At 70.0% G+C, this 12,288-nt stretch carries 8 protein-coding genes; 7 read left to right on the top strand and 1 reads right to left on the bottom strand.

Annotated elements, in window-relative coordinates:
- Positions 1-148 precede the first annotated feature (148 nt).
- The 7 genes from Q0654_RS03550 (at position 149) to Q0654_RS03580 (ending at position 10,950) form a co-directional block, all read left to right on the top strand.
- On the top strand, positions 149-2,275 hold the full coding sequence (locus Q0654_RS03550) for a M13-type metalloendopeptidase (protein WP_298850722.1): 2,127 nt from the start codon (positions 149-151) through the stop codon (positions 2,273-2,275).
- A 335-nt stretch (positions 2,276-2,610) separates the two neighbouring features.
- The gene (locus Q0654_RS03555) at positions 2,611-4,239 is read left to right on the top strand and encodes a hypothetical protein (RefSeq protein ID WP_298850533.1); all 1,629 of its coding nucleotides are present in this window, start codon (positions 2,611-2,613) and stop codon (positions 4,237-4,239) included.
- A 177-nt stretch (positions 4,240-4,416) separates the two neighbouring features.
- Positions 4,417-7,737 carry a S8 family serine peptidase gene (locus tag Q0654_RS03560; RefSeq protein WP_298850535.1) on the top strand — a complete coding sequence of 1,107 codons (3,321 nt, stop codon included), beginning with the start codon at positions 4,417-4,419 and terminating at the stop codon, positions 7,735-7,737.
- 183 nt (positions 7,738-7,920) lie between these two features.
- On the top strand, positions 7,921-8,418 hold the full coding sequence (locus tag Q0654_RS03565) for a TIGR00645 family protein (protein ID WP_298850537.1): 498 nt from the start codon (positions 7,921-7,923) through the stop codon (positions 8,416-8,418).
- Entirely contained in the window at positions 8,418-8,969 is a 552-nt protein-coding gene (locus Q0654_RS03570; protein ID WP_298850541.1) for a DUF2058 domain-containing protein, read from the top strand. Before Q0654_RS03565 ends, Q0654_RS03570 begins: the two co-directional genes overlap by 1 nt.
- A gap of 100 nt (positions 8,970-9,069) precedes the next feature.
- The gene (locus Q0654_RS03575; RefSeq protein ID WP_298850543.1) at positions 9,070-9,777 is read left to right on the top strand and encodes a hypothetical protein; all 708 of its coding nucleotides are present in this window, start codon (positions 9,070-9,072) and stop codon (positions 9,775-9,777) included.
- Between the two features lie 18 nt (positions 9,778-9,795).
- Positions 9,796-10,950 (top strand): hypothetical protein, encoded by a 1,155-nt coding sequence (locus Q0654_RS03580; protein WP_298850545.1) that lies wholly within the window; start codon positions 9,796-9,798, stop codon positions 10,948-10,950.
- 140 nt (positions 10,951-11,090) lie between these two features.
- Here the strand turns inward: Q0654_RS03580 and Q0654_RS03585 are convergent, their stop codons facing one another.
- Positions 11,091-12,110, bottom strand: a complete 1,020-nt coding sequence (locus Q0654_RS03585) for a sugar kinase (protein ID WP_298850547.1) — start codon at positions 12,108-12,110, stop codon at positions 11,091-11,093.
- Between the last annotated feature and the right edge of the window lie 178 nt (positions 12,111-12,288).

The raw sequence follows: 12,288 nt of genomic DNA on the forward strand, positions 1-12,288 counted from the left end.
CACGCGCGCTCCGCGCGCCCACGCGAGCATGCTCGCGTGACTCCCGCCACATCCGGGGCGGGGCGCCAGCGCTTAGGGTGCGCGGTTCCGATCCGATCCCCGGACGACGCCTGACGGGCCGCGCGCCCGAGGAGCCCCTACCGTGAACCTGCCTTTCCGCTCGCTGCTGTCCGCAGCCATTCTCACCGCGCTGGCCGCCTGCTCCGCCCCGAGCGGCGACAGTGCGCCCACCGTGCCCGCTGCAGACACCGCGCCTGCCGCCGCGGCTCCCGCTGCGCCCAAGCCGATCGCCATCGACATGGGCGCGATCAAGACCCAGCCGATCAGCTTCCGTGCCGCCGACCTCAACCCCGAGGTCACCGCCTGCACCGACTTGAACCTGCACACCAACCAGACCTGGCTGGCCGCCAATCCGGTGCCGTCCGACCGCAGCAGCTGGGGCAGCTTCGAGGTGCTGGGCGAGCGCTCGCTGGAGATCCAGCACGCCATCGTGCAGGCGGCGTCGCAGTCGAACGCTGTGGCCGGCAGCATCGAGCAGAAGGTCGGCGACTTCTTCGGCTCGGGCATGGACGAAGCCGCCATCGAAGCCGCAGGCATCGAGCCGCTGAAGCCGCGCCTGGCCAAGATCGACGCCATCACCGACAGCGCCGGCATCGCCGCCTACCTGCGCGAGGCCTATGCGGTCGGCCAGGGTCCGCTGTTCGGTTTCTACGCCAATGCCGACCTCAAGAATTCCGAGATGGTGATCGGCTACACCAGCCAGGGCGGCCTGTCCCTGCCGGAGCGCAGCTACTACCTGGAGGACCGCGAGGACTTCGTGGCTGCGCGCGAGGCGCTGCTGACCTACGCCGCCACCGTGCTGCAGCTGGCCGGCGCTGATGAAGCCAGCGCCAAGGCGCAGGCCCAGCAGATCCTGGAATTCGAAACCCTGCTGGCCAGGGCCTCGCTGGATCGCGTCAGCCTGCGCGACCCGGCCACCCGCTACAACCCGGTCTCGATCGAACAGGCCGACGAGGTGACGCCGAACTTCCCTTGGGGCGCCTTCTTCGACGCCGTTGGCGTGGCGCGCCCCGAAATGTTCTCGCTGGCCATGCCGGACTTCTTCCGCGAGTTCGATCGCATGCTGGCCGAAGTGCCGGTGCAGCAGTGGCAGACCTGGCTGCGCTTCCGCACGCTCAACGACGCCGCTCCCTATCTCGGCAAGGCCTTCGAGGAGGCCAACTTCGCGCTCTACGGCAAGACCCTGCGCGGCCAGCAGGAGCAGCAGGAGCGCTGGAAGCGCGTGCTCGGCGCGGTCAACGGCAGCATGGGCGAGGCCCTGGGCCAGCTCTACGTGGCCGTGGCCTTTCCGCCGGAGTCCAAGGCCAAGATGCAGCAGCTGGTCGCCAACCTCTCGGAGGCCCTGAAGGAGCGCCTGCAGAACCTCGACTGGATGGGCGACGAGACCAAGACCAAGGCCCTGGAGAAGTGGGCCAGCTTCACGCCGAAGATCGGCTACCCCGACAAGTGGCGCAGCTGGGACGGCCTCAACGTGGGTCGCGACAGCTATGTCGCCAACCTGGAGGCGGCGGCCGCCTTCAACTACCGCTTCATGCTCGACAAGATCGGCAAGCCGGTCGACAAGACCGAATGGGGCATGAGCCCGCAGACGGTCAATGCCTACTATCGCGCCTCGGCCAACGAGATCGTGTTCCCGGCGGCGATCCTGCAGCCGCCGTTCTTCGATCCGAACGCGGACGACGCGCTGAACTACGGCGGCATCGGCGCGGTGATCGGCCACGAGATGCTGCACGGCTATGACGACCAGGGCAGCAAGTTCGATGCCGTAGGCAACTTCGCCAACTGGTGGACCGACCAGGACCGCGAGCGCTTCAACGCCCGCACCGACAAGCTGGTGGCGCAGTTCAACGCCTACGAGGCGCTGCCCGGCCTGAACGTCAACGGCCGGCTGGCGCTGGGCGAGAACATCGCCGACCTGGGCGGTCTGACGGTCGCCTATGCGGCCATGCGTCGCGCCCAGGGCGAGGGCTACACCGACCCGATGGTCGAGGGCCTGTCGCAGAGCCAGCGCTTCTTCCTCAACTGGGCCACGGTCTGGCGCCGCGGCTTCACCACCGAGGCGATGAAGCTGCAGATCACCAATGGGCCGCACGCGCCGGGCATGTTCCGCGCGGTCGGCGCACCCTCCAACATGCCGACCTTCCATGAGGCCTTCGGCTGCCAGCCCGGCGACCGCATGCGTCGCGAAGGCGAGGAGCGCGTGGCCATCTGGTAAGCGTCAGCGCAACGCGGTGACTGCTGGACGCGAACGGCCCGGGCAACCGGGCCGTTCGCATTTGCACCGATGGCTTGGCAGAGCCCTCGACCATCGGGCGAGTCCGATAACGGGACCGGGACGCCTTCGCCCTCGATGCAGGCGTTTCGCGCGTGGAGCCTGATGCCGCGTGCATCGCGATCCGCATCGGGACCGCGCGCGTGGTGCGGCAGGCGCGAGTTCCGGCCTGCGGTCGCTTCCGGCGGCTACAAAAACCCCACATTCACGTACATGAACTGCTATGGCCGTGCGCGTACTCTGCAGCGGCACTTTCCGTGCGCATTCTGGAGAGCTCCATGCGATTTTCCGCGTTCACCCGTGCCGCCGCTGCCGGCGCGCTTGCCCTGATGCCTTTTGCACCCAGCCACGCTGTCCACGTCTCTGCCGACGGCCAGGGCCAGGTGCTTCTGTTTCCTTACTACACGGTCAATGGCGGCCACAGCACCCTGCTGTCGATCAGCAACCACCGCGATCGCCCCAAGGCACTGCGCATCACCTTCCGCGAAGGACGCCATGGCGCGCGCGCGCTGACCTTCAACATCTATCTCGGCGCCCACGATGTATGGACCGCGGCGGTGGTGGCTGGCGCCGGCGACGAGGAACCGGCGCGCATCGTCAGCTCGGACACGACCTGCACCGTGCCGGCCCTGCCCACCGCCGGCCAGCCCTTCCTGAACTTCGAGTACGCGGTGGGCGATCCGGCCGCGGTGGGCCCCGGCACGCTGGCGCGCACCCGCGAGGGCTTCATCGAGGTCATCGAAGCGGGCGAACTGGACAATGCGCCTGGAGATCGCCCGGTGTTCGCGGCCAACCATGCCAACCAGCGCAACTGCGTCGCCTTGAACAACGCCTGGTCCAACGGTCCCTGGGGACAGAACAACACTGAGATCAACCCCAGCGTGGCGATCGCGCCGCCGGCAGGCGGCCTGAGCGGCAGCGCCATCCTGGTCGACGCCGCCAACGGCAGCAGCTTCTCCTACCGCGCCACCGCGCTGCAGGACTTCTTCCGCGCCAGCTCCGACTGCGCCGCACCCTGCGTTGGCGTCGCCGGCGAGAACCTGCACGCCTTGCCCATCCCGCTCGCCCCCAACCTGGCCAGCGCGCGCAATCTGGATGGCGGCGGCAGCAGCGCTCGCTTCCATCGCGACGGCCGCGACTACGTGTACACCTTCGAAGGTGAGGGCGCAGGCCTGCGCGCGGTCTCGGCCGCACTGATGCAGGCCAGCATCGGCAACGAGTACAACACGCGCACCTCCAGCAACCTCGATGCCCGCACGGAGTGGGTACTGACCCTGCCGACCCGCGGCCTGCACCTGGGCGCGTCCACGGCATCGCTGCGACAGCCCTTCAACCCGGCCAGCACCCAGCTCGAAGGCGCCTGCGAGGACGTCCGGCTGCGCTATTGGGATCGCGAGAACCGCGAGCTCGCGGTGCTGACCAACGGCACGCCCCCGCCCAACTCGAATGCCAACCTGCCGCGACTGTGCCACGCCTCGCAGGTGTGGAGCTTCAACCAGGCGGGCCAGGCCGACGGCTCGAACGCGGCTTCGTCGATCCTCGGCAGCCGGCTCAACCACAACCTGGTGACCTGCGCCGAGCGCGGCGTCGGGGCTCCCGGCGGATGTGCGCAGGGCGTGGCGCAGTTCGCGGAAGGCCGAGCCGAGCTGAAGGCCGAGGCGGCGCACCAGTTCCTCTTCAGCGGTGATGCGCCGGGGGCGGCCAATGGCGGCGACAACGTGCTGCTCGGCCTGCCGGTGCTGGGCCTGTGGGTGAGCAGCTTCGCGGCGACCGGACTGCCCGGCGTACTCGCCAACTTCACCGTCCAGCAGCCGCATGCGGGACAGCGCCGCACGACCTCGGGCCTGATCGCGCAGGGTCCCGACGGCTCGCGCTGGACCGCAGCCGCAGGCGGCCACGCAGAGTGAAGCAGCGTGCGCGCCACGGCCAGCGCGTCGTGGCGCGCACGCTCCAGTGACACGCCTGCATCGGTGCCCCCCGGACGGGCAGCATCGCGGAACCCGTGGCGCCCGTCCCACGCCCGCGCGTCTACGGTGTACCCTCCCCGGCGACGCCGTGGGGGCGTGTTCGGGGAGTACTGGAAGATGAGGATTCGCAAGGGTCTGCTGGCCGCGCTGGCCATCGGCATGAGTTCACTTGCAGCGGCCGCAGTGGACGAAATACGCCTGCTTTCGTTCGGCGGCCAGCAGTTCGATCCAATGACAGAAGCCTTGGCCTTCCGGCCAGGCACGCGGACGCCGGCAGGGCACGCCCTGCGTCTGGTCCAGTTCGAGCGTTCACCGGGCCAGCGCGCTCTGGACCAGCTGCAAGCGGCCGGCGCCAGGGTGCTGCAGTACTACCCGCACAATGCCTACCTGGTGTGGGCCGACCAAACGGCAGCAGGGCGTGCCGCCACCATCGAGGGCCTGCGCTGGCAGGGCGAGTTCAGCGTCGACTGGAAGCTCGCCCCCGAGCTGAAGGGCCGCGACGGCCGCATCGACAACGTCGCCACGCTGGTGGTGAACGACGGCAAGCTGGATGAGCTGCTGCTGCGCATCGCCAGCCTCGGCGGAGCGATCCGCTCGCATGCGCCGGCCCAGCCGGATGGCGCGATCCACACGGTCGTGCTGGCGATCGAGGCCGACCGCCTCGACAGCCTGAACGCTCTGCCCCAGGTGCTGTGGACCGAATACTCCAGTCCCAAGCCGATTCTCGACGACGAGCTGTCCAGCCAGATCGTGGCCGGCAATTACAACGCCTCCAACCAGGTGATCGGCACCGGTTACCTCGGCTTCCTGCAGTCGCTGGGCCTGAGCGGCGCCGGCGTGACCTTCGCCGTGACCGACACCGGCATCGACTACGACAATCCCGAATTCGCCGGCCGCATCGTCGGCGGCTTTGACTACGCAGGCTGCACCTCGCCCGCGGGTCGGCCGGGCGACGACAAGGCCAGCGGCGGCCACGGCACCCACGTGGCTGGCATCATGGCCGGCGCGGGCGTGGTCAGCGGCGGTGTCGACGCCAACGGTTACCACTACGGGATCGGCGTCGCTCCCGCCACGCGGCTGGTGGCACTGAATCCGATCTGCGGCGGCAGCGGCCCTTGGCCGCCGGCCGGCGGCTGGCAGGAGCTGTCGAAGCGCGCGCTGAGCCTCGGCGCGATCGGCAGCAACAACAGCTGGACCTCCGGCGAGGGCACCGGCATCGGCTACAACGCGTCCGCCCGCACGCACGACTTCATGGTGCGCGACGGCGACTTCGATACACCGACCACCAATGAGCCCTTCGTGCTGGTGTTCTCCGCCGGCAATTCCGGCAGCGGCGCGCGCACGATCACCGCGCCCAAGGAGGCCAAAAACATGATCACCACCGGCAACTCGCTGAACCAGCGCGCCGGCTCGATCAATACCGTGGCCACCTCCAGCAGCCGTGGCCCTGCAGTGGACGGACGCATCCTGCCCACCATCGCCGCGCCCGGCTCGCAGATCGCCGCCACCCGCCGCGTCGCCGGCGCCAGCCAGTGCGGCACCGCGATCGGCGCGGGCGTGCTGCAGAACTACGCCTTCTGCACGGGCACCAGCATGGCCTCGCCGCATGTCGCCGGGCTCACGGTGCTGCTGACCGAATGGTGGCGCGACGCCAACGACGGCGCCGATCCCAGCCCGGCCATGCTCAAGGCGTTGCTGGTGAACGGTGCGGTCGACATCGGTGGCGCCGCGGCACCGGTCCCGAACAATGCGCAGGGTTGGGGACGCGTGCATCTGCCCGGCAGCCTGGGGCTCGGCGTCGAAAGCGTGCGCTATGACCAGAACCACGTGTTCGATGCGGCGGGCGAGGTCTTTGAACGCAGCTTCGGCGTGCCCGATGCCGGCAAGCCGGTGCGCATCACCCTCGCCTGGACCGACGCGCCCGGCGCAGCGGGCGCCAACCCGGCCCTGGTCAACAACCTCGACCTCGAAGTGGTCGCCGGCGGCCAGACCTATCTGGGCAACGTGTTCACTGCCGGTGTGTCGGCCAGCGGCGGCAGCGCCGACAACCGTGCGGTGACCGAGAACGTGTTCCTGCCCGCAGGTGTCAGCGACGTACTGGTGCGCGTGCGTGCCACCACCCTGCCCGGCGACGGCGTGCCCAACTCCGGCGACGCCACCGACCAGGATTTCGCCCTGGTCTGCAGCAACTGCGCCGAGGAGGCCTCGTTCACCCTGGCGGGCGCTGCGCTCGATGCCTCGTTCTGCGCCGGCGACACCATCGCGACCTCGATCGACCTGGGCCAGATCCTCGGCTTCAGCGCACCGGTCAACATGAGCGCCAGCGGCCTGCCCGGCAGCGGCACGGTCAGCTTCAGCCCCGCCATCGTCACCAGCCTGCCCGGCTCGACCGCGGTCAGCATCAACACCACGGGCGTGACGCCCGGCGCGCACACCCTGCTGCTGACCGGCACCTCGGGTGACATCGTCCGCAGCCTCAGCCGCAGTCTGTTCGTCGCCGACTCGCAGCCCGGCGCTGCCACCCTCGGCAGCCCCGCGGATGGCGCCCAGGGCGTGGCGTTGGATGCGTCCTTCAGCTGGTCGGCGGCGACCCAGGCCTACGACTACGAAGTCCAGATCGCCCGCGACCCGGAGTTCACCGACATCGTCGCCCAGAGCACCTCGCGTGATCCGGGCTTCACTCCGGCGCAGGCGCTGCCCAGCAACACCCGCCTGTACTGGCGCGTCATCTCCCGCAACGCCTGCACGACCTCGATCGGCGTGTTCGCGGATGGCTTCGAGGCGGCGACCCGCGGGCTGGGCGGCGGCAGCACGATATCGGCTACGGGCAGCTTCACCACGCTGGCACTGCCGGGCGACTGTCCGATCGGCACGAGCTCCAGCCTGATCTACAGCGAAGACATGGAAACCGGGGCAGGCCCGCTGCCGACCGGCTGGACAAGCAGTGCCGGCACCGGCACCAACAGCTGGACCCTGAACACCTTCGCGCCGCAGAGTGGGCTGCGCGGGCTGCAGGGCATCGCGCCGACGACCACCTCCGACCAGCGGATCGAGACCCCGGCGATCGCGATCCCGGCCAGCGGCGGCGCGAGCTCACTGGTGTTCTGGCAGCGTCACGACCTCGAGCCGCGCAGCGCGGGCGGCTGCTATGACGGCGGTTTCCTGGAGGCCTCTGTCAACGGCGGTGCATTCACCGCGGTCAACGCCGGCGTCGCCAACCCCGCCTACGACGGCGCGCTGCAGAGCGGCAACCCGGGCGCACCGCAGGCGGCCTGGTGCGGCACGCGCGACTATGTCCGCACCGCGGTGGATCTCGCGCCCTATGCCGGCCAGAGCGTGCGCTTCCGCTTCCGCCTGACTTCGGACAGCTCGGTCAACCGGCCGAATGGCTGGATGGTGGACAACGTCAGCGTGCAGCAGTGCGTGGCGGCTCCCTGAGCTGAACCACCCCGCGTGAAACCACGGAGGCCCGGGGCGACCCGGGCCTTCGTCTTTGTCGGGGCGCCGACTCCGGCGGATCGCGTGATCCACCCGTTCGGCCGTGCCGCCTGCACGCGCGGGCACGGCAAGCGCCTGCTATCGTGCGCGCCCCTTACTCCTGGCTTCGCGAGGGACCGCACCATGCTCGAACGCGTCATCGAACGCAGCCTGTATGCCGCGCGCTGGCTGCTGGCACCGATTTACCTTGGGCTCTCGCTGGCGGTGCTGGCGCTGGGTCTGAAGTTCTTCCAGGAGGTCTTCCACCTGCTGCCGCAGGTGTTCGAGAAGACCGAGGCGGACCTGATCCTGGTGGTGCTGTCGCTGATCGACCTGGCCCTGGTCGGCGGCCTGCTGGTGATGGTGATGCTGTCCAGCTACGAGAGTTTCGTTTCGCGCCTCGATGCCGCCGCCGAAGGCGACAAGCTCGGCTGGCTGGGCAAGATGGACTACAGCAGCCTCAAGAACAAAGTCGCCTCCTCGATCGTGGCGATCAGCTCGATCCATCTGCTGAAGGTGTTCATGGACACCCACCGCACCGACAACGACAAGCTCTACTGGTACGTCATCATCCACCTGACCTTCGTGGTCTCGGCGGTCGGCATGGGCCTGCTCGACAAGTTCACCCGCAAGGACGACTGATGGCGCGCAATCCGCTGCAGGAACAGCTGCTGAAGGCCGGCCTGGTCAACAAGAACAAGCTCGACCAGGTGGTGCGCCAGCAGCAGAAGGCGCGCAGCGGCAAACAGGCGCCTGCGACCGGGGTCGAGGCCGACGCGGTCGACGCCGAGCGGCTGCAGGCCGAGCGCGCCGAGCGCGACCGCCAGCTGGAGGCCCAGCGGCGCGCCGAGCGCGCGGCCAGCGAGCGCGCGGCGCAGCTGAAGCAGATCATCGAAGCGCATCGCATCAAGCCGGGCGACGACAGCGACTACCGCTTCGAACACGCCGGCGCGATCCGCAGTCTGCGCATCGCCGATGCGCAGCGCCCGCTGCTGGCGCGCGGCGCCCTGGTCATCGTTGGGCTCGGCGACAGCCATGCGCTGGTGAACCGGGACACCGCCGAGCGACTGCGCGCCATCGATCCCGCGGTCATCCACCTGGACCACGGGACGACCGCCGCCCCGCCATCCGCAGCCGACCCGGACGACGAGTTCTACAGCCGGTTCCGCGTGCCGGATGACCTCGTCTGGTAGCCCCCGGCGACGCGTCAAGCCAGCGTCAAGAAACGAGGCATATGGCTTGCAGAGGCGGGCGACTGCTCCGCAAGCGCCCTACAACCGGGAATCCCGCGCCGTGACTTCCACCCTGTTCCGCCTGCGCTGCGCAGAAATCCTTGTCGGCGCGCTCATCGCCTCCGCGGCCCAGGCGCAGGTCGCCGGCATCCATGTACCCGCAGGTGGGCAGGTCCAGCTTGCTGGCGGCGAGCTGCGAGTCGGCTGCGCGGACCTCTCGGTGGCAGGCGTGTTCAACGCGGGCAGCGGCCGTGTCGGCATTCTCGACAGCCTGCTGGTCGATCCGGGCGGGCAGTTCGCGCTCGGCAGCGCCACGCTCGGCATGGGTGGCGATCTGCTCAACGCCGGAACATTCTCGGCCGGCACCGGCCGCGCCGAACTCGGCGACGACTGCGCCGCCAGCAGCCGCATCGTCGGCGTCGACGGCTTCCACGCGCTCAGCATCCAGAGCAGCCTCGGCAAGCGCTTCCTGCTGGTCGCCGGCCGTACGCTGCAGATCAGCGCCGCCCTGCAGATCTCCGGCGTCGACGGCCAGAACGTGCGCGTCGAAAGCGACCCGATCGCTGAGCCGAGCTACGTCCGCCTGGCTGCCGGAGCCGCGCTCGCGCTGGACCACGTCAACCTGCGCGCCGGCAATGTCCATCTGCTCGGCATCGGCCCGCCGCCGGCACCGCGGCCCCAGGTCATTCCCGCGGGCGGCTCCACCAGCCTGCTGATCCTGGCGCTGCTCACCGCCGCCGTCGCCGCTTTCCGCCTGCGCCGCCACTGATCCCCACAAGGAATTTCCATGTCCAGGACGCCTGCCCCTACGCCCCTGCTGTCCGCCCTGCTGGCCGCGCTTGCCGCCGGCCCGGCGCTGGCTGCCGACATCGAGTTGATCCCACCGGCCGGCGACGGCGTCGTGGTGCGGCAGTCGGGCAGCGGCACCGAGCGGCTGCGCGTCAACGACGATGGCAGCGTGATCCTGCCAGCACTTCCCGGCGCGCCGACGGCCGCCAACGGGGTCTGCCACGACGCTAGCGGCCGCCTGTTGCGCTGCGATCCTGGCGCCAACCAGGGCCCGGTGGGTCCGCAGGGCCCCGCAGGTCCCACCGGCCCCACGGGTCCGGCCGGAGCGGCTGGCCCTGCAGGGCCTCAAGGCGCGCCTGGCGCCACCGGAGCTACGGGTCTGCAGGGTCCACAGGGCGTTGCCGGGCCCACCGGAGCTACGGGTGCTGCAGGTGCGATTGGTCCGACCGGTGCCATGGGCCCGACTGGCGCCATGGGTCCCACCGGCGCGGCAGGACCGCAGGGCATGGTTGGCGCCACCGGCCCGGCAGGCGCCACGGGCGCACAGGGTGACATCGGACCCACTGGCGCCACCGGTCCGCAGGGCGCGAACGGCGCCACGGGCGCTACCGGTCCGCAGGGGTCTGTCGGCGCTACTGGCGCTACCGGCGTGCAAGGACCGCAGGGCGCGATTGGGCCCACTGGTCCGATCGGCCCCGCCGGCGCGGCGGGACCGACCGGTGCGACGGGTGCGACGGGGCCTGCAGGTGCAGCCGGTGCGACGGGCGCGACAGGTGCCACCGGAGCCACGGGTGCGCCGGGCGTGGCCGCGGGCGCCTCGCGGATCGCCCACGGCTGCGTGCAGAACACCGGCAGCGTGCTGTCCGCAGGCAGCGCGGACTGGACTTCGAGCTGCACCGGCGACTGCGACAACACCGTCAACAGCGACACCAGCACGGTCTATACCGTGACCTTCTCCAGCGCCTTCGCGAACGCGCCGGTGGTGATGGTGACTGCGCTGACGCCACTGCCCTTCACAGATGGCATCAGCTATCCGAACGTCCCTGTGGTCGTGTCGCGCTCGACCACTGCCTTCAGCGTGCGCCTGACCAACCCTGGCGGGAGCTACCTGATTTCCTACCCCAACGCGTTCTGCTTCCAGGCCCTGCTGTAGGCCCGGATGCGCCGCCCCTGCCCGGCTCGCGGCGTGATCGCCGCGGCCTGGCGCAGGGCGGCAGCGCCGGTTTCGGCGCCCGTCCAGCCCACCTGATCCCGGCACCCCATGCCGCGATGGAAACCTGATGGCGCGCGCCCTCAGCGGCGGACGTCTGCACCTTCGCCCAGCTGCCAGGCCTCGATGTCCGCCACGCTGCAGCGGCTGATATCGCCCGGCACGGTGTGCTTGAAGGCACCGCTGGCCAGCGCGAAGTCGAGCGCGGCCTGGGCTTCCATGCCGGTGTGCAGGCCGTGCAGCAGGCCGGCCGCGAAGGCATCGCCGCCTCCGATGCGATCGACGATGCCATCGAGCAGATAGGGCGCGGACTCGAACAGACGGCCATCGCGCAGCGCCAGCAGTGCGCCCAGTTCCTGCTGCTGCACGCCGCCGGACAGGCGCAGCGTGGCCGCGAAGTGCTGCAGGCGCGGGAATGCGGTGAATGCGGCTTCCGCGGCGGCACGGAAAGCGGCACGCCCGCTGAGTCCGTCGAAGCGCTCGCCCAGCACGAGGGCGATGTCGCGGTGATTGGCGAACAGCACATCCGCACTGGCCATCAGTGGCCGCAGCAGGGCGGCGGGATCGCCGCCCCAGGCCTCCCAGAGCTTGCCCCGGAAATTGCCGTCGAAAGACACGGGCAAGCCGAGCGTGTTGGCGGCCTCGGCGGCCTCACGGGCGGCACGCGCGCATTCCGCGCCCAGCGCCGGCGTCACCCCGGAGAGGTGCAGCCGACCCGCGTCGCGCAACAGCTGCGGCCAGTCGTATTCCGCGGCCCTGGCCAGGGCGAACGCGGAGCCGGCGCGGTCGTAGACCACCTCGCTGGAGCGTCGGATCGCGCCCTGCTCGAAGAAGTACAGGCCCATGCGACCGGCGGCCCTGCGCACGCGCGAGGTGTCCACACCGAGCCGCCGCAGTTCCGCCAGCGCGGCCTGCCCCAGGGCGTTGTCAGCCACCGTTCCCAGCAGGCTTACCGCATGCCCGAACTGCGCCAGCGCGGCGCCGACATTGGCCTCGGCGCCGCCGACATGCACCTGCAGGCGCGGCGACTGCAGCAAGCGTTCCTGCCCCGGCGCCGACAGGCGCAGCAGAATCTCGCCGAAGAATACGATCGGTCCGCTCATTGCCCCCTCGCACCACGCCTGCTGCACCGCAACATGCAAAGTCTGTTCATGAATCGCCTCCCCAGTGCACTGATTTTTCTTGACTTGCTGTTCGCGACCCCGGAAATGCGTGGGCGAGCCAGGCCGTGCAAACGCCGTCTTGTTGCTGCGGCGCGATGCTTGTTAGCCTGCTGTCCAC

Origin of the sequence: uncultured Aquimonas sp. (assembly GCF_937888285.1) — a bacterium.
GTDB lineage: Bacteria > Pseudomonadota > Gammaproteobacteria > Xanthomonadales > Xanthomonadaceae > Aquimonas.